This is a genomic window from Micromonospora sp. LZ37, assembly GCF_059359015.1.
This window is the reverse complement of the sequence record NZ_JCADBL010000015.1, coordinates 115007-131954: the sequence shown is the minus strand read 5'-3', so window position 1 is coordinate 131954 and position 16948 is coordinate 115007. Positions and strand designations below refer to the sequence as shown.

Below are 16948 nucleotides of genomic sequence, written 5' to 3'. Positions count from 1 at the left end.
CGACTGCCGCCAACTTCATGATCACCGCGGTGACGGGGGCGGTCACTCGGCCGCTCGCAGGGCAGCGTGCAGCTCCTGGAGGGGGCGGACCTGCATGTCGCCGCGGATCCTCGCCTCGATGCCCATGACGGCGGCCGCCGCGCCGGGGACCGTGGTGATGCAGGGGATGTCCGCCGTGACCGCCGCGCTGCGGATCTCGTAGCCGTCGGAGCGGGCGCTGGCGCCCGAGCCCTGCGGAGTGTTGACCACCAGGGCGACGTCGCCGCCGAGGATCATCGACACCGCGTCCTCGCCCTCGCCGGCCTCGTAGTGCTTGCGGATCTGCTCGCAGGCGATGCCGTGCCGGCGCAGCACCTCGGCCGTGCCCGTGGTGGCGACGATCTCGAAGCCCAGGTCGGCCAGGCGCTTGATCGGGAAGATCATGCCGCGCTTGTCCCGGTTCGCCACCGAGACGAAGATCTTGCCGCCGGTGGGCAGCGAGCCGTACGCGGCGGACTGGGACTTGGCGAAGGCGTGCCCGAAGTTGGTGTCGATGCCCATCACCTCGCCGGTGGACTTCATCTCCGGGCCGAGCAGCGAGTCGATGCCCTTGCCCGACGGGGTGCGGAACCGCTTGAACGGCAGCACCGCCTCCTTCACCGCGATCGGGGCGTCCGCCGGCATCACGCCGCCGTCCCCGGTGGGCGGGAGCAGCCCCTCGGCGCGCAGCTCGGCGATGGTGGCGCCGAGCGCGATCCGGGCCGCCGCCTTCGCCAGCGGCACCGCCGTGGCCTTGGAGACGAACGGGACCGTCCGGGACGCCCGCGGGTTCGCCTCCAGCACGTACAGCATGTCGTCCTTGAGGGCGTACTGGACGTTGAGCAGCCCGCGCACGCCGACGCCCCGGGCGATCGCCTCGGTGTAGCGGCGCACCTGGGCCAGGTGCGAGCCGGCCAGGGTGATCGGCGGCAGCGCGCAGGACGAGTCGCCGGAGTGGATGCCGGCCTCCTCGATGTGCTCCATCACGCCACCGAGGTAGACCTCGCCGTCGGCGTCGCAGAGCGCGTCCACGTCGATCTCGATGGCGTCGTCGAGGAAGCGGTCCACCAGCACCGGGTGGTTCGGGGAGATGTCGGTGGCCCGGCCGATGTAGTCGCGCAGCGTGGCGTCGTCGTAGACGATCTCCATGCCCCGCCCACCGAGCACGTACGACGGCCGGACCAGCACCGGGTAGCCGATCTCGTCGGCGATCTCCTTCGCCTCGTCGTACGAGGTGGCCATGCCGTGCGCCGGGGCGCGCAGCCCGGCCCGGGCGAGCACCGCGCCGAACGCGCCCCGCTCCTCGGCGAGGTGGATCGACTCCGGCGAGGTGCCGACCACCGGCACGCCGGCGTTCTTGAGTCGCTGGGCCAGCCCCAGCGGGGTCTGCCCACCGAGCTGCACGATCACGCCGACCACGCCCGGCCCGCCGGCCGCCCTGCCCGACGAGTCCTCGGCGTGCCAGACCTCCAGCACGTCTTCGAAGGTCAGCGGCTCGAAGTAGAGCCGGTCGGCGGTGTCGTAGTCGGTGGAGACCGTCTCCGGGTTGCAGTTGACCATCACGGTCTCGTAGCCCACCGCGCGGAGGGCCATCACCGCGTGCACGCAGGAGTAGTCGAACTCGATGCCCTGGCCGATCCGGTTCGGGCCGGAGCCCAGGATGAGCACCTTGGGCCGGTCCGAGGCGACGACCTCGGTCTCCTGGTCGTACGTCGAGTAGTGGTACGGCGTGGTGGCCTCGAACTCGGCCGCGCAGGTGTCCACGGTCTTGTAGACCGGCCGCACGTCGAGGCGGTGCCGCAGGGTACGGACGCCGTCCTCGGCGGCCAGCTCCGGGCGCAGCGCGGCCAGCTGCCGGTCGGACAGGCCGGCCCGCTTGGCCCGGCGCAGCAGCTCCCCGTCGAGCACCGGGGCGTCCACGATCTCCGCGCGCAGCTCGACCAGGGCGGCGATCTGGTCCAGGAACCAGGGGTCGATCCCGCCGGAGGCCGTCGCCACCTCGGCGATGGACGCGCCGAGGCGCAACGCCCGCTCGACGGTGTAGAGCCGGCCGTCGTGCGGCATCCGCAGCGCGGCGAGGGTGTTCTCCTTCGTCGCCCCCGTCGGGTCCGGGGTGGTCCAGAAACCCGATGATGTGGTTTCCATCGAGCGCATCGCCTTGTTGAGCGCCTCGGTGAAGTTGCGGCCCAGGCTCATCGCCTCGCCGACGGACTTCATCGTGGTGGTCAGCTCCGGGTCGGCGCCGGGGAACTTCTCGAAGGCGAACCGGGGGATCTTCACCACCACGTAGTCCAGGGTCGGCTCGAACGCCGCCGGGGTCTTCAGGGTGATGTCGTTGGGGATCTCGTCCAGGGTGTAGCCGATGGCCAGCTTGGCGGCGATCTTCGCGATCGGGAAGCCGGTGGCCTTCGAGGCCAGCGCCGAGGAGCGGGACACCCGGGGGTTCATCTCGATCACGACGATCCGGCCGTCGGCCGGGTTGACCGCGAACTGGATGTTGCAGCCGCCGGTGTCCACCCCGACCTCGCGCAGCACCGCGATGCCCAGGTCGCGCAGGCGCTGGTACTCCCGGTCGGTGAGCGTCATGGCCGGGGCGACGGTGACGCTGTCGCCGGTGTGCACGCCCATCGGGTCGAGGTTCTCGATGGAGCAGACCACCACCACGTTGTCGTGGCGGTCGCGCATCAGCTCGAGCTCGTACTCCTTCCAGCCGAGCACGCTCTCCTCGATGAGCACCTCGTGCACCGGGCTGGCGGTCAGGCCGTCGCCGGCGATGCGGGCCAGGTCCTCCGGGGTGTGCGCCATGCCGGAGCCGAGGCCGCCCATGGTGAAGGACGGCCGGATGACCACCGGCAGGCCCAGCTCGGCGACGGTGGCCTCGACCTCGTCCATCGAGTGGCAGACCCGGGAGCGGGGCACCAGGGCGGTCGGGTCCTCGACGCCGAGCCGGGCGCCGGCCTTGGCCACGATGTCCTTGAACAGCTGCCGGTCCTCGCCGCGGTTGATCGCGTCGATGTTGGCGCCGATCAGCTCCACGCCGTACTTGTCGAGGACGCCGGCCTCGTGCAGGGCGACCGCGGTGTTCAGCGCGGTCTGCCCGCCCAGGGTGGGCAGGATCGCGTCCGGGCGTTCCTTGGCGATGACCAGCTCGACGAACTCCGGGGTGATCGGCTCGACGTAGGTGGCGTCGGCGAACTCCGGGTCGGTCATGATCGTCGCCGGGTTGGAGTTGACCAGGCTGACCCGGATCCCCTCGCTGCGCAGCACCCGGCAGGCCTGGGTGCCGGAGTAGTCGAACTCGCAGGCCTGCCCGATCACGATCGGCCCGGAGCCGATCACCAGGATGTGCTTGAGGTCTTTGCGCTTAGGCATTCCTACCGCCTTCGATGAGCTCGGCGAAGCGGTCGAAGAGGTAGTCCGCGTCGTGCGGACCGGCCGCTGCCTCCGGGTGGTACTGGACGGTGAAGGCGGGCACGTCCCGGGCCCGCAGCCCCTCGACCACGTTGTCATTGAGGCAGACGTGCGACACCTGGACACCGCCGAACTCGGTCTCGATCACCTGGTCGGGGACGACCACGCCCGGCCCGGCGCCCGGCACCTGGACGGCGAAGCCGTGGTTGTGGCTGGTCACCTCGACCTTGCCGGTGGCCCGGTCGAGCACCGGCTGGTTGATGCCCCGGTGGCCGTAGCCGAGCTTGTAGGTGCCGAAGCCGAGCGCCCGGCCGAGGATCTGGCTGCCGAAGCAGATGCCGAAGAGCGGCACCTCACGGCGCAGCACCTCCCGGGCGAGCGCGACCGGACCGTCCGCGGTGGCCGGGTCGCCGGGGCCGGGCGAGAAGAAGACCGCATCCGCGCCGGTGGCAAGGAGGTCGTCGATGCCGGACGAGGCGGGCAGCACGTGGGTGGTGACCCCGCGCGCGGCGAGCCGGCGCGGCACGTTGCGCTTGATGCCCAGGTCGAGGGCGGCCACGGTGAACCGGTGCGCGCCGACCGCCTCGACCACGTACGGCTTCTCCGTGGTGACCTGCGCGGAGAGGTCCGCGCCGACCATCTGCGGCGACTGGCGGACCCGGGCCAGCAGGGCGCGCGGGTCGTCCTCGACGCTGGAGACGCCGACCCGCATCGCGCCGCGCTCGCGCAGGTGGCGGGTGAGCGCCCGGGTGTCGACGCCGCTGATCCCGACCACGCCCTCGGCGGCGAGCCGGTCCTCCAACCCGCCGGTGGCCCGCCAGTTGGAGCCGATCCGGGCCGGGTCGCGCACCACGTAACCGGCGACCCAGATCCGGCCGGACTCGTCGTCCTCGGTGTTGACGCCGGTGTTGCCGATGTGCGGCGCGGTCTGCACCACCACCTGCCGGTGGTACGACGGGTCGGTGAGGGTCTCCTGGTAGCCGGTCATGCCGGTGTTGAAGACCGCCTCACCGAAGGTCTCCCCGACGCTGCCGTACGCCTCGCCGTGGAAGGTCCGGCCGTCCTCCAGAACGAGGATCGCCGATCTACGCTTCGCCATTTACTTGACAGCCTTTCCGTCCAGGACCGTCGGCTCGCCGCGCAGGAAGGTCGCCACGATGCGACCCGGCAGCGTCATGCGGGCGTACGGGGTGTTGCGACTGCGGCTGGCCAGCTCCGCGGGCTCGATGACCCGGCGGGCGGCCGGGTCGACCAGGGTGAGGTTGGCCGGCACGCCGGGCGCCGGGTCGAGACCGTGCCCGTCGAGACCGGCGATGCGGGCCGGGGTGCGGGACATCCGCTCGGCGATCAGGTCCCACTCGGGGCCGAGCACCTCCAGCGCGATGGAGAGCGCCGTCTCCAGGCCGAGCATGCCCGGCCGGGCGTACGCCCACTCGCACTCCTTGTCCTCCACGGCGTGCGGGGCGTGGTCGGTGGCGACGATGTCGATGACGCCCTCGGCCAGCGCGGCGCGCAGCGCGGCGATGTCGGCCTCGGTGCGCAGCGGCGGGTTGACCTTGTAGACCGGGTCGTAGGTCTCGGCCCGGGCGTCGGTGAGCAGCAGGTGGTGCGGGGTCACCTCGGCGGTTACCCGCACCCCGCGCGCCTTGGCGTGCCGCAGCACCTCGACGCTGCCGGCGGTGGAGACGTGGCAGACGTGCAACCGGCTGCCGACGTGCTCGGCCAGCAGCACGTCGCGGGCGATGATCGCCTCCTCGGCGACCGCCGGCCAGCCGGTGAGCCCGAGCCGGGTGGAGACCTCGCCCTCGTGCATCTGCGCGCCCTCGGTGAGCCGCGGCTCCTCGGCGTGCTGCGCGATGATCCCGTCGAACGCCTTGACGTACTCCAGCGCCCGGCGCATCAGCTTCGGGTCGGCGACGCAGTGCCCGTCGTCGGAGAAGATCCGCACCCGGGCGGCGGAGTCGGCCATCGCGCCCAGCTCGGCCAGCCGTTCGCCGGCCAGCCCGACGGTGACCGCGCCGATCGGCTGCACGTCGACCAGCCCGGCCTCCCGGCCGAGCCGCCAGACCTGCTCGACCACGCCGGCGGTGTCGGCGACCGGAGAGGTGTTGGCCATCGCGCAGACGGCGGTGTAGCCGCCCAGCGCCGCCGCGCGGGAGCCGGACTCGACGGTCTCGGCGTCCTCCCGGCCCGGCTCACGCAGGTGGGTGTGCAGGTCGACCAGGCCGGGCAGGGCGACCAGCCCGGTCCCGTCGAGCACGGTGGCGTCCGGCGCGGTCAGGCCCGCGCCGGTCTCGGCGACGACGCCGTCGCGGATCAGCAGGTCGGTCGGCGCGGCGCCGACGACGCTCACGTTCTTGATCAGGTACGCGGTCACCGGTTGTTCCCTCCGAGCAGCAGGTAGAGCACGGCCATCCGCACGGAGACCCCGTTGGCGACCTGTTCGACGATGGTGGAGCGGGGTGAGTCGGCGACCTCGGGGGTGATCTCCATGCCCCGGTTCATCGGGCCGGGGTGCATGACGATCGCGTGCTCCGGCAGTCGGCGCATGCGCGGGCCGTCGAGGCCGTAGCGGCGGGCGTACTCGCGGGCGGAGGGGAAGTAGGAGTCGCCCATCCGCTCGCGCTGCACCCGCAGCATCATCACCACGTCCACATCAGGGAGAACGGCGTCGAGGTCGTAGGAGACGTTGGTGCCGGGGGCGAGCGCGGCGGCGATGTCCACCGGGATGAGGGTGGGGGGGCCGACCAGGGTGACCTTGGCGCCGAGGGTCGAGAGCAGCAGCACGTTGGAGCGGGCCACCCGGGAGTGCAGCACGTCCCCGACCACCGCGACGTGCAGGCCGGCGAGCCGGCCCAGCCGGGAGCGCATCGTGTACGCGTCGAGCAGCGCCTGGGTGGGGTGCTCGTGGGTGCCGTCGCCGGCGTTGACCACCGACCCGTCCACCCAGTTGGCCAGCCGGTGCGGGGCGCCGGAGGCGGGGTGCCGCACCACCACTGCGTCGGCCCCCATCGCCTGGAGGGTGAGCGCGGTGTCCTTCAGGCTCTCCCCCTTGGTCACGCTGGAGCCCTTGGCGGAGAAGTTGATCACATCGGCGCTGAGCCGCTTGGCGGCCGCCTCGAAGGAGATCCGGGTCCGGGTGGAGTCCTCGTAGAAGAGGTTCACCACGGTCCGGCCGCGCAGCGCGGGAAGCTTCTTGACCTCCCGGCCGGCGACGGTGGCCATCTCGGCGGCGGTGTCCAGGATCTGGGTGGCGGTGGCCGCGTCCAGGTCGGCCCCGGAGAGCAGGTGCCGGATCATGAAGAAGTACCCCCGTACAGCCTGACCTCGTCGGCCCCGTCGGTCTCGGCGAGGGTGACCTTGACGCTCTCGGCGAGGGAGGTCGGGATGTTCTTGCCGACGTAGTCGGCGCGGATCGGCAGTTCGCGGTGGCCGCGGTCGACCAGGACGGCGAGCTGCACGGTGGCCGGGCGGCCGACGTCGTTGAGCGCGTCGAGCGCGGCCCGCACGGTGCGGCCGGAGAAGAGCACGTCGTCGACGAGGATGACCCGCTTGCCGTCGATGCCGCCCGGCGGGAGCTGGGTCGGTCCGACCGCGCGGGTGGCGTGCCGGCGCAGGTCGTCGCGGTAGAGAGTGATGTCCAGCACGCCGACCGGGACGTCCACGTCCTCGAAGGTGCTGATCCGGGCGGCGAGGCGCCTTGCGAGCGGAGCTCCGCGAGTGGGTATGCCGAGCAGGACGGCATCCGCGGCGCCCTGGGTCTTCTCCAGGATCTGGTGGGCGATCCGGTCGACGACGCGCTGCACGTCGGCGCTGGCGAGGATCACCTTCACCGAGGGTTGTCGTGGGGGCGATGACTGGGCAGCCGGTGGGCAGGCCACGGCGGACCTCCTTCCCCGCCTCACGGGACGGGTCGTTAAAGGACGTCTGGGGTCTCCGGCCGGGCCGCGGGCGGCCCGGGTCGGAGCTTCACGCCACGTTACCAGCGGTCACCAGGTCGATCGTCGGCACCCACTGATCCCCGGATCAGGTCGGCGAAAAGGGGATAAGTCCCCCCGCGCTCCCCAACGGTAAGGTCACGACCACTTGACCCGGTGTCGCAATCCCCGTACCGTCACGCTCCGTAGCGATCGCTGGGAGAACCCCAAAGCACAGCACTGGGAGTGTCCGAATGCCCTCTGAATACGCCAAGTCGCTGGGCGCCCGCCTGCGCTCCATCCGCCAGCAGCAGGGTCTGTCCCTGCAAGGGGTGGAGGAGAAGTCGAACGGGCGGTGGAAGGCCGTGGTGGTCGGCTCGTACGAGCGCGGCGACCGGGCCGTCACCGTGTCCCGCCTGGCGGAGCTGGCCGACTTCTACCGCGTTCCCGTCTCGGAGCTGCTGCCCGACGGCAGCGGGGTGCGGCACGAGCCCACCAGCAAGATCGTCCTGGACCTGGAGCGGCTCTACGACGAGGCCTCCGAGGACCTCGCGTACGTCGCCCGCTACGCCCGGGCCATCCAGCAGCAGCGCGGCGACTACAACGGCCGGGTGCTCTCCATCCGCGCCGACGACCTGCGCGCCCTGGCGATCGTCTACGACGCCTCGCCGTCCGGCCTGATCGAGCGGCTCACCGAGCACGGCGTGCTCGTCGCCGACCCGCGGGCGTTCTTCGCGTCCTGATCCACGCTGTCGCACCGAAAGGGCCCGTGCCGCCAGGCACGGGCCCTTTCGTTCGTACCAGCCTCGGCAACGCCGGTCAGCGGGTGGCGTACTCGGCGATCCGGCCGAGGATGCCGTTGAGGAAGCGCGGCGAGTCGTCGGTGGACATCTGCCGGGCCAGCTCCACCGCCTCGCTGATCGCCACCGCGTCGTCGATCTCGTCGACGTGGAGCAGCTCGTACACGGCGATCCGGGCGAGGTTGCGGTCGACCACCGGCATCCGGTCCAGGGTCCAACCCTCGGCGTAGCTGGCGATCAGCTCGTCGATCCGGTCGAGGTGGGCGGCGACCCCCTCGACCAGGCTGACCGCGTAGCCGAGGTGCTCCGGGCGGGGCTTCTCGATCCGCTCGACGTAGCCGGCGAGCACCTCGACCGGGGGCCGCTTACGCAGGTCGGCCTCGTAGAGCACGTCCAGCGCCCGCTTGCGCGCCTTGCGGCGCGACGGCATCTGCTGCTTGGGACCCTCGGCCATCAGGAGCGGCCGAGGTAACGGCCGTCGCGGGTGTCGACCTTGATCTTCTCGCCGGTGGTGATGAAGAGCGGCACCTGCACGGTCGCGCCGGTCTCGACGGTCGCCGGCTTGTTGCCGCCGGTCGAACGGTCGCCCTGCAGACCCGGCTCGGTGTAGGTGACCTCCAGCACGACGGAGGTGGGCAGCTCGATGTAGAGCGGGACACCCTCGTGCGTGGCGACGGTCGCCTCGGCCTCCGGGAGGAGGTAGTTGGCGGCCTCGCCGACGGTGCCGCCGGGGACGGTGATCTGGTCGAACGTCTCCAGATCCATGAAGACGTAGTCCTCGCCGTCGGCGTAGAGGTACTGCATGGTGCGCTTGTCCACGGTCGCGGTCTCGACCTTGGTGCCCGCGTTGAAGGTCTTGTCGACGACCTTGCCGGACAGCACGTTCTTCAGCGTCGTGCGGACGAACGCCCCACCCTTACCGGGCTTGACGTGCTGGAACTCGACGACGGCCCAGAGCTCCCCGTCGAGGTTGAGTACCAGGCCGTTCTTGAGGTCGTTGGTGGATGCCATTTCCTGCCTTGATCATCAATTGGCGGACAGACCTGACAAGTCTACTAGCTGCGTCCACTCGGCCACTGGCCGCCGGCCGACGCCGACCCGCCCTCCGCGTCGAGGCGGGTCGCCAGGTGGCGCAGGGCGAGCCGGTAGCCGTCCACGCCCAGGCCGCAGATCACCCCGGTCGCCACGGCCGAGACCACGGAGTGGTGCCGGAACTCCTCCCGGGCGTGGATGTTGGAGATGTGCACCTCGACCAGCGGGGCGCGCAGCATCGCGCAGGCGTCCCGTACGGCGATCGAGTAGTGCGACCAGGCGGCCGGGTTCAGCACCACCGCCGCACCCTCGTCGGCGGCCTCGTGCAGCCAGCCGAGCAGCTCGTGCTCGGCGTCGGTCTGCCGGACGGTGACGTCCAGACCCAGCTCGCGGCCGGTGTCGACGCAGAGCGTCACCAGGTCGGAGTAGCTGGTCACCCCGTACACGTCCACCTGCCGGGTGCCCAGCCGGCCCAGGTTCGGGCCGTTGAGCACGTACACCCTCACGAGGAGATCTCCCGGTAGGCGGCGTGCAGCAGCTCGTCGTCCGGGCCCTCCAGGATCGCCGGCCGGGCCAGGCCGTCCAGCACCACGAAGCGCAGCGTGCTCCCCCGCGCCTTCTTGTCGACCCGCATGGTGGCCAGCAGCTGGGGCCACGCCTCGGCCGGATAGCTGGTGGGCAGGCCGAGCGCGGCCATGACGGTGCGGTGCCGCTGCGCGGTGGCCGCGTCGAGGCGTCCGGCCAGCCGGGCCAGGGCGCCGGCGTAGACGGTGCCGACGGCGACGGCGTGCCCGTGCCGCCAGCGGTAGCCCTCCACCTTCTCGATGGCGTGCGCCAGGGTGTGCCCGTAGTTGAGCACCTCCCGCACCCCCGACTCGCGCAGGTCACCGGAGACCACGTCGGCCTTCACCCGGATCGCCCGCTCGATCAGCTCCCGGGCCACCGGGCCGCGGGGATCGGTGGCGGCGGCCGGGTCCCGCTCGACCAGGTCGAGGATCACCGGGTCGGCGATGAAGCCGCACTTGACCACCTCGGCCAGCCCGGCGGCCAGGTCCGCCGGCGGCAGGCTGTCCAGGGTGGCCAGATCGCAGATCACCCCGGCCGGGGGGTGGAACGCGCCCACCAGGTTCTTGCCGGCGGCGGTGTTGACGCCGGTCTTGCCGCCGACCGCGGCGTCGACCATGCCGAGCAGCGACGTCGCCACCGGCACCCAGCGCACCCCGCGCAGCCAGCAGGCCGCGACGAAGCCGGCCAGGTCGGTCACCGCGCCGCCGCCCACCCCGACCACCGCGTCGGTACGGGTGAAGCCGGCCTCGCCCAACCGGTCCCAGCAGTGCGCGGCCACCTCGATCCGCTTGCCCGCCTCGGCGTCGGGCACCTCGATCGGCAGCGGGGCGACACCCACCGCGCGCAACTGCTCGCCGAACGCGTCGACCAGCCCCTTGAGCGGGGCGGCGTACAGCACCGCCACCCGCTCCGCGCCGGGCAGCAGCCGCGGCGGCGGAGCCAGCAGGTCACGTCCGACCAGTACGTCGTACGGCTGGTCGCCGCCGACCGGAATCCGGGTCACCTCGTCCATCGCAGCGCAGCCTAGTGCAGTTACGGGCCCCCGACGGGCGGTGTCCACCTGATGGCGCCGGGACGCGCCGGCCGGGACCGACGTTTAGCCGGGCGCAGCGGGGGCACCGGCGGAACGACCGACCCACGACGGCGGAGGTGGCCCATGGCCGGCACGATCGACGGCGCGGACATCCGACTGCCCGCCACCATCCTCGGCGTCGGGCTCGGCGGGCTCGTCGACGGGATCCTGCTGCACCAGGTGCTCCAGTGGCACCACCTGCTCAGCAGCACCGGCAGCGACAACCTCGGGCTCCGGGCGTATCCGGTGGACACCGTGCCCGGCCTGGAGATGAACACGCTCTGGGACGGGCTCTTCCACGTCGTCACCTGGATCGCGGTGCTCACCGGCCTGGCCCTGCTGTACGCCCGGGTCACCCGGTCCCGGGGCCGGCTCTGGCGCTCCGGCGCGCTGTGGGGCTGGGCGCTGGTCGGCTGGGGGCTGTTCAACCTGGTCGAGGGGGTGGTCGACCACCACCTGCTCGGCATCCACCACGTCCGCGGCGGACCGCACCAGACCGCCTGGGACATCGGCTTCCTGCTGCTCGGCGTGGCGCTGATCGCGGTGGGCTGGGCGGTGCAGCGGCGGGCCACGGTGGTGGACACCTGCGCCGACCGGCGATGACCGGACACGCGCCGACCGTCGTCGGCCCGCTGCTGCTCGTACCGCCGGTGCTGTTCTGGGTCTACCTGGCCGCCGCGTTGCGGCAGCGCGACCAGGGCGGGTGGAGCCACTGGCGTACCGCGAGCTTCGGCGCGGGCGCCGCGCTGCTCGCGGTGGCCGTGGTGCTCCCCGGCCACGACCTGGTCGGGCACATGTGGCAGCACCTGCTGGTCGGGATGGTCGCGCCACTCGGACTGGTGCTCGGCGCGCCGGGCACCCTGGCGCTGCGCACGGTACGCCGCGACGTCGGACGCGCGGCGCTGCGGCTGCTGCGCCACCCGGTGGCGCGGACCCTCGCCCACCCGGTCACCGGCCTGCTGCTCACCGCCGGCGGGCTCTACCTGCTGCACCTGACCCCGCTGCACCGCGCCGTCCTGAGCGACCCGGGCCTGCACGCGCTGGTGCTGCTGCACTTCCTGGTCAGCGGATACCTCTTCTGCTGGGCGATCGCCGGCCCCGACCCGGGGCCGCACCGGCCGGGGGTGCCCGTCCGGCTGGTGGTGCTGGGGGTGTCGGTGGCCGCGCACGCCACCCTCGCCCAGCTGATGTACGTCGGCCTGGTCGACACCGCCGCGCCGGCGGAGCAGCTCCGGGCGGCGGCGACGCTGATGTACTACGGCGGCGACCTCGCCGAACTTCTGCTCGCCCTGGCCCTGCTGGTCACCTGGCGCCCGGCGCCCCGCCGCGTCCGGCCCGGGACGGCGCCGTCGCCGGCCTGAGCCCGGACACCGCCCGCCCGGTTACGGCCGGCCGCCCGTCGCGCCGCCCCCGATCCCGGCCGGCGTGAGCGATTCATGATCGGCTGGGTGAGGCGGTGGTGCGTGTCGTCGGCGGCGCCGGAAGGCGGTTGCCTGAGTAAGCGTGATACCTCAGAGGCATCAATATGCCTCTGAGGTATCAGGCTCGTTGTGGTGTCCGGTGCCCGCCCCAGTGACGGCGGGTAGCGGCCGTTCGGCCCAGGCGGCCAGCCGGGTCGCGTGTGCGCGGACGGCGTCGCGCAGCGCGTCGGGGGCGAGCACGGTGAACGGCCAGCCCAGCCCGGCGAGGAGCTGCGCCATCCCGTCGAGGTGCTCGGCGCGGGCCCGCAGCAGCACTCCGTCGGCGACCTCGGTCAGCTCGGCGACGCTGGGCGGGACGCGGCGGCGGGCGGCGGCCAGGTCGGTCTCCAGCAGCACCTCGACGGTGTGCGCGTACGGCACCCCGGCCAGCGAGCGGGTCACCTGGGCCACCGGGTCGAAGCCGTCCGGCAGGTGGAAGCTCTCCGGGCCGGGGCTGACCTCCCCGATCCGGTCCAGCCGGAAGGTGCGGATCTCGTCGCGGAGGTGGTCGTGGCCGGTGACGTACCAGCGACCGGCGTGGAAGACCAGCCCGTACGGGTCGACCTGCCGCCGTGACGGCTCCCCCCGCCAGGAGCGGTAGTCCAGCGTCACCCGCCGCCGCTGCCGGGTGGCCGCGCCGAGGGTGAGCAGCGTCGCGGCGGCCGGGCGGAGCGCCGGGTCGGCGCGGCGCAGGGTGAAGCCGAGGTGGTCCTGGACGGCGGCGAGCCGCTCGGCGAGGGGCGCCGGCAGCACCCGCCGGATCTTCGCCAGGGCGGTGACGGTCGCCGGCTCCTCGGTGCCCAGCCCCAGCCGCTCCGCCGCGACCAGGCCGAGCAGCACCGCGACCGCCTCGTCGTCGGTGAGCATGAGCGGCGGGAGCTTGTAGCCGGGGCGCAGCCGGTAGCCGCCGTACCGGCCGCGTGCGGCGGTGACCGGGATGCCGAGCTCGGCCAGGGTGGTGGCGTAGCGACGCACGGTCCGCTCGTCGACGCGCAACCGGTCGGCCAGTTCGGCGCCGGTGAGTCGGTGGTGGCTCTGGAGCAGTTCGAGCATCGCCAGCACCCGACCGGCGGGATGTGACACGGGCCACCTCACGATACCGGGCGGAAGTCGTCCGGATCCGAGCCTACGGTGTCCCTGGACATCGAGAAAGGGAGATCCGAGATGGCGACGTTCGTGCTGGTGCCGGGGTTGTGGCTGGGCGGCTGGGCGTGGCGGGAGGTGACCGCCGACCTGCGCGGGCGCGGCCACGACGGGTACCCGGTGACGCTGACCGGGGTGGCCGAACGGGCGCACCTGGCCGGCCCGCAGGTGGACCTGGAGACGCACACCACCGACCTCACCGGACTGATCGAGGCGGAGGAGCTGCGCGACGTGATCCTGGTCGGACACTCCGGCGGCGGGATGCCGGTGACCCAGGCGGCCGACCGGATGCCGGACCGGATCGCCCGGGTGGTCTACGTGGAGAGCGGGCCGCTGCCCGACGGGGTGTCCCAGTTCGACTGCAACCCGCCGGAGGAGCAGGAGCGGCTGCGCGCGCTGATCGGCGACGGGCACCTGCTGCCGCCGCCCGCCTGGGAACCCGCCGAGGACCCGCAGAACCTGGCCGGTCTGGACGACGCCGCGCTGGCGCTGCTGCGCCGCCGCTCCACCGGACACCCACTGGGTGCGGCGACCGACCCGGTGCGGCGCACCGGCGGGCGGCCGGTGCCGACCGCGCTGGTGGCCTGCACCTTCCCGGTGGAGGTGGCCGGTGCGATGATCGCCGACGGTCACCCGTTCTTCGCCGGTCTCGCCGGCGCCGAGCTGCACGGCCTGCCGACCGGCCACTGGCCGATGCTGAGCGAGCCGAAGGCCCTCGCGGACCTGCTCGACGCCATCGCCCGGGGCTGACCCGCCCGGGTCAGGGCTTGAGCAGGCCGGCGATCTCGCCGGCGATCTCCGCCGGGGTGCGCCCGTCGGTGACCACGGTCGCGGTGGCCACCTCGGCGTAGAGCGGTCGGCGCTGGTCCATCAGGTACTTCAGGGTGGCCCGGGGGTTGATGGCGAGCAGCGGCCGGCCGGCGCCGAGCCCGACCCGCTTCACCGCGTCGGACAGCTCCACCGACAGGTGCACCACGGTGTGCCCGACCAGCGCGGCGCGGTTCTCCTCGGCGAGGACCGCGCCGCCGCCGAGCGCGAGCACCCCACCGTGCGAGGCCAGCGCCGCCGCCACCGCGGCCCGTTCGAGGGTACGGAAGTGCGCCTCCCCCTCGTCGATGAAGATCTCCGGGATCGGCTTGCCGGCGAGCCGCTCGATGTCGGTGTCGGTGTCCCGGAACTCGACGCCCAGCAGCGTCGCCAGCTCCGAGCCGATGGTGGACTTGCCGGAGCCGGGCGCCCCGACCAGCACGCAGAGCGGCTTCGTCACGGGATCACCCTGTCGTTCGCGACTGCGGGGCTCCGCTCCGCTGCACTCCTCGCGCTCACCGGAGCACACTCCGCCCCGGCGTCGCCCGGCCGATCACCGGATCACCAGCGCGTCGAGGTAGCCGTCGAGGTTGCGGCGGATCTCGGCCACCGAGTCGCCGCCGAACTTCTCGGTGGCCGCCTCGGCGAGCACCAGGGCCACCATCGCCTCGGCGACCACCGCCGCCGCCGGGACGGCGCAGACGTCGGAGCGCTGGTTGATCGCGGTGGCCGGTTCGCCGGTGGTCACGTCGACGGTGGCCAGGGCCCGGTTCAGCGACGAGATCGGCTTCATCGCCGCCTTGACCCGCAGCGGCTCACCGGTGGTGATGCCGCCCTCCAGGCCGCCGGCCCGGTCGGTGACCCGGCGGACACCGGTGGCGGTCGGCATGATCTCGTCGTGCGCCTCCGAGCCACGGGAGCGGGCCTGCTGCCAGCCGTCGCCGATCTCGACGCCCTTGATGGCCTGGATGGACATCAGCGCGGTGGCCAGCCGGGCGTCGAGCTTGCGGTCCCACTGCACGTGGCTGCCCAGGCCCGGCGGCACCCCGTACGCCAGCACCTCGACCACGCCGCCGAGGGTGTCGGCGGCCTTCTTCGCGGCGTCGACCTCGGCGACCATCCGGGCGCTGGCCTCCGGGTCGAGGCAGCGCAGCGGGTCGGCGTCGATTCGCTCGGCGTCCTCCGGCCGGGGCCGCAGGCCCGGCTTGGCGGCGACGGGACCCAGCTCCACCACATGCGAGACGATCTCGATGCCGAGCGCCTGCCGGACGAGGGCCTTGGCGACCGTGCCGACGGCGACCCGTGCGGCGGTCTCCCGCGCGCTGGCCCGCTCCAGGATCGGCCGGGCGTCGGTGTGGCCGTACTTCTGCATGCCGGCGAGGTCGGCGTGGCCGGGCCGGGGGCGGGTCAGCGGCGCGTTGCGGGCCTGCCGGGCCAGTTCGTCGGCGTCGACCGGGTCGGCCGCCATCACCGTGCGCCACTTCGGCCACTCGGAGTTGCCAACCCGGATCGCCACCGGGCTGCCGAGGGTGCGGCCGTGCCGTACCCCGCCGATGATCTCGACTTCGTCCTGCTCGAACGACATCCGCGCGCCACGGCCGTAGCCGAGCCGGCGCCGGGCCAGCTCACCGGCGATGTCGGTGGAGGTCACCGCCACCCCGGCGGGGACGCCCTCCAGCAACGCCACCAGGGCGGGACCGTGCGATTCACCTGCAGTCAGCCAGCGCAACACAGCGGTCAGTCTGTCACGCCCGGTGCCCGCCGCGACGCCGTGCCCGCCGCGTCCCGCCCTGCGGACGCGGACGTCCGCGGGGCAGGTCACCGGTGCCGGTCAGGACCAGTCGAAACGCATCCCGAGCCGCTCCGACAACGCCGCGTTGTACGGCGCGAAGTACTCGCTCAGCTCCGCCCGCACGGCCTCGTCCATCTTGCTGCTGCGCCGGTGGTTGTGCGCCTCGTACGTCGCCAGCCGGTGCGGCGGCAGGCCGAGGAAGTCCAGCACCCGGGCGTGGGTGGCGGCCGGTTCGGCGTAGAGCGTCTCGCTGGGCAGGATGAGCAGCTGCTCGGCGTCGAAGCGGGCCAGCCACGGCTCCAGGTGCTCCAGGTAGCGGCCCCGGGCCCGGTAGGTGTACCAGTCGTACGCCTCGCTGAAGTAGGTCGGGTCGGCGATCAGCCTCTCCCGCTCCCCCGCCGTCCGCTCCTCCTCGCGGGCCAGCGCCTCGGCGAAGTCCAGCGGCTCCCGGCCCTCGGTGCGCCGCTCCTTCCAGTGCGAGTACGCCCGCTCCACCGGGTCGCGGAGCAGGAAGATCAGCCGCACGTCGGGCAGCAGGTCGGCCACCCGCTGCGGAACCAGGGGGTGGAACATGTAGAGCGGGGCGGCCTCGCCGACCCGGACCGGCCCGCCGTGCCGCTTCTCCAGGGCCCGGCGCTGGCGCTCGGTCGGGAAGTGCGACCGGTACCAGGTCTCGCTGCGTCCCCAGTTCTCCTCGAAGTAGTGCGAGGTCTTGGTGTTCCAGGCCGGGAAGAGCCGGGGCACGAGGGGGTGCTCCAGCAGGTAGCGCCAGAGCGAGGTGGTGCCGCCGCGCTTGGTACCGGTGATCAGGAAGTCCGGCAGCGGCCGCCGGTCGGCGGTCCGTTCGCCGTAGCGCACCAGCGAGCTGCGCACCTGGCGGGTGACCTGGTGCGGCACCGCACCCTTGAGCCGGTCGCGGATCGTCATCG

17 protein-coding genes are annotated in these 16948 nt (G+C 72.9%); 4 read left to right on the top strand and 13 right to left on the bottom strand.

Going from position 1 to position 16948, the window contains the following annotated elements:
* Positions 1-42: 42 nt before the first annotated feature.
* Genes carB through pyrR form a run of 5 tightly spaced genes read right to left on the bottom strand, consistent with a single transcriptional unit; the run spans position 43 to position 7310 of the window.
* Complete coding sequence (carB, locus tag AC5L3Z_RS26345; protein WP_494845803.1) at positions 43-3390, bottom strand: carbamoyl-phosphate synthase large subunit; 3348 nt, start codon at positions 3388-3390, stop codon at positions 43-45.
* On the bottom strand, positions 3383-4528 hold the full coding sequence (gene carA, locus AC5L3Z_RS26340; protein ID WP_494845801.1) for a glutamine-hydrolyzing carbamoyl-phosphate synthase small subunit: 1146 nt from the start codon (positions 4526-4528) through the stop codon (positions 3383-3385). Before carA ends, carB begins: the two co-directional genes overlap by 8 nt.
* Complete coding sequence (locus AC5L3Z_RS26335; RefSeq protein ID WP_494845800.1) at positions 4529-5806, bottom strand: dihydroorotase; 1278 nt, start codon at positions 5804-5806, stop codon at positions 4529-4531.
* Entirely contained in the window at positions 5803-6729 is a 927-nt protein-coding gene (locus tag AC5L3Z_RS26330) for an aspartate carbamoyltransferase catalytic subunit (protein WP_494845798.1), read from the bottom strand. The genes AC5L3Z_RS26335 and AC5L3Z_RS26330 overlap by 4 nt, the downstream gene beginning before the upstream one ends.
* Positions 6726-7310 carry a bifunctional pyr operon transcriptional regulator/uracil phosphoribosyltransferase PyrR gene (gene pyrR / locus AC5L3Z_RS26325; protein WP_494845797.1) on the bottom strand — a complete coding sequence of 195 codons (585 nt, stop codon included), beginning with the start codon at positions 7308-7310 and terminating at the stop codon, positions 6726-6728. The genes AC5L3Z_RS26330 and pyrR overlap by 4 nt, the downstream gene beginning before the upstream one ends.
* A 290-nt stretch (positions 7311-7600) precedes the next feature.
* Here pyrR and bldD point away from each other — a divergent pair, with 290 nt between their 5' ends.
* Entirely contained in the window at positions 7601-8089 is a 489-nt protein-coding gene (bldD, locus tag AC5L3Z_RS26320; RefSeq protein ID WP_013285505.1) for a transcriptional regulator BldD, read from the top strand.
* 76 nt (positions 8090-8165) lie between these two features.
* Here the strand turns inward: bldD and nusB are convergent, their stop codons facing one another.
* The 4 genes from nusB to aroB are packed head-to-tail and all read right to left on the bottom strand — an operon-like array spanning position 8166 to position 10757.
* Entirely contained in the window at positions 8166-8576 is a 411-nt protein-coding gene (gene nusB / locus AC5L3Z_RS26315; RefSeq protein WP_334531893.1) for a transcription antitermination factor NusB, read from the bottom strand.
* 23 nt (positions 8577-8599) lie between these two features.
* Positions 8600-9157, bottom strand: a complete 558-nt coding sequence (gene efp, locus AC5L3Z_RS26310) for an elongation factor P (RefSeq protein WP_074318567.1) — start codon at positions 9155-9157, stop codon at positions 8600-8602.
* A 44-nt stretch (positions 9158-9201) separates the two neighbouring features.
* Positions 9202-9684 carry a type II 3-dehydroquinate dehydratase gene (gene aroQ, locus AC5L3Z_RS26305; protein WP_494845796.1) on the bottom strand — a complete coding sequence of 161 codons (483 nt, stop codon included), beginning with the start codon at positions 9682-9684 and terminating at the stop codon, positions 9202-9204.
* Complete coding sequence (aroB, locus tag AC5L3Z_RS26300) at positions 9681-10757, bottom strand: 3-dehydroquinate synthase (protein ID WP_494845795.1); 1077 nt, start codon at positions 10755-10757, stop codon at positions 9681-9683. The genes aroQ and aroB overlap by 4 nt, the downstream gene beginning before the upstream one ends.
* Positions 10758-10901: 144 nt before the next feature.
* Between aroB and AC5L3Z_RS26295 the strand changes: the two genes are divergently transcribed.
* Complete coding sequence (locus AC5L3Z_RS26295; RefSeq protein ID WP_494845793.1) at positions 10902-11420, top strand: DUF2243 domain-containing protein; 519 nt, start codon at positions 10902-10904, stop codon at positions 11418-11420.
* The gene (locus tag AC5L3Z_RS26290) at positions 11417-12178 is read left to right on the top strand and encodes a cytochrome c oxidase assembly protein (protein ID WP_494845792.1); all 762 of its coding nucleotides are present in this window, start codon (positions 11417-11419) and stop codon (positions 12176-12178) included. The genes AC5L3Z_RS26295 and AC5L3Z_RS26290 overlap by 4 nt, the downstream gene beginning before the upstream one ends.
* A gap of 159 nt (positions 12179-12337) precedes the next feature.
* Here AC5L3Z_RS26290 and AC5L3Z_RS26285 read toward each other — a convergent pair whose 3' ends face one another.
* Entirely contained in the window at positions 12338-13360 is a 1023-nt protein-coding gene (locus AC5L3Z_RS26285) for a helix-turn-helix transcriptional regulator (protein ID WP_494845790.1), read from the bottom strand.
* An 81-nt stretch (positions 13361-13441) separates the two neighbouring features.
* Between AC5L3Z_RS26285 and AC5L3Z_RS26280 the strand changes: the two genes are divergently transcribed.
* Positions 13442-14170, top strand: a complete 729-nt coding sequence (locus tag AC5L3Z_RS26280; RefSeq protein ID WP_494845789.1) for an alpha/beta fold hydrolase — start codon at positions 13442-13444, stop codon at positions 14168-14170.
* 10 nt (positions 14171-14180) lie between these two features.
* Here AC5L3Z_RS26280 and AC5L3Z_RS26275 read toward each other — a convergent pair whose 3' ends face one another.
* From AC5L3Z_RS26275 to AC5L3Z_RS26265, 3 genes are all read right to left on the bottom strand, one after another.
* A complete protein-coding gene (locus AC5L3Z_RS26275; RefSeq protein WP_494845787.1) occupies positions 14181-14687 on the bottom strand; it encodes a shikimate kinase in 507 nt (168 codons plus the stop codon).
* A 93-nt stretch (positions 14688-14780) separates the two neighbouring features.
* Positions 14781-15959, bottom strand: a complete 1179-nt coding sequence (aroC, locus tag AC5L3Z_RS26270) for a chorismate synthase (protein WP_494845786.1) — start codon at positions 15957-15959, stop codon at positions 14781-14783.
* Positions 15960-16058: 99 nt separating this feature from the next.
* A complete protein-coding gene (locus tag AC5L3Z_RS26265) occupies positions 16059-16946 on the bottom strand; it encodes a sulfotransferase domain-containing protein (RefSeq protein WP_494845784.1) in 888 nt (295 codons plus the stop codon).
* Between the last annotated feature and the right edge of the window lie 2 nt (positions 16947-16948).

Excerpts from the sequence above, each read along its gene's own strand:
- carB (WP_494845803.1), bottom strand. The coding sequence starts at position 3,390 with ATGCCTAAGCGCAAAGACCTCAAGCACATCCTGGTGATCGGCTCCGGG.
- carA (WP_494845801.1), bottom strand. The coding sequence starts at position 4,528 with ATGGCGAAGCGTAGATCGGCGATCCTCGTTCTGGAGGACGGCCGGACC.
- AC5L3Z_RS26330 (WP_494845798.1), bottom strand. The coding sequence starts at position 6,729 with ATGATCCGGCACCTGCTCTCCGGGGCCGACCTGGACGCGGCCACCGCC.
- bldD (WP_013285505.1), top strand. The coding sequence starts at position 7,601 with ATGCCCTCTGAATACGCCAAGTCGCTGGGCGCCCGCCTGCGCTCCATC.
- nusB (WP_334531893.1), bottom strand. The coding sequence starts at position 8,576 with ATGCCGTCGCGCCGCAAGGCGCGCAAGCGGGCGCTGGACGTGCTCTAC.
- efp (WP_074318567.1), bottom strand. The coding sequence starts at position 9,157 with ATGGCATCCACCAACGACCTCAAGAACGGCCTGGTACTCAACCTCGAC.
- aroB (WP_494845795.1), bottom strand. The coding sequence starts at position 10,757 with ATGGACGAGGTGACCCGGATTCCGGTCGGCGGCGACCAGCCGTACGAC.
- AC5L3Z_RS26295 (WP_494845793.1), top strand. The coding sequence starts at position 10,902 with ATGGCCGGCACGATCGACGGCGCGGACATCCGACTGCCCGCCACCATC.
- AC5L3Z_RS26290 (WP_494845792.1), top strand. The coding sequence starts at position 11,417 with ATGACCGGACACGCGCCGACCGTCGTCGGCCCGCTGCTGCTCGTACCG.
- AC5L3Z_RS26280 (WP_494845789.1), top strand. The coding sequence starts at position 13,442 with ATGGCGACGTTCGTGCTGGTGCCGGGGTTGTGGCTGGGCGGCTGGGCG.
- AC5L3Z_RS26265 (WP_494845784.1), bottom strand. The coding sequence starts at position 16,946 with ATGACGATCCGCGACCGGCTCAAGGGTGCGGTGCCGCACCAGGTCACC.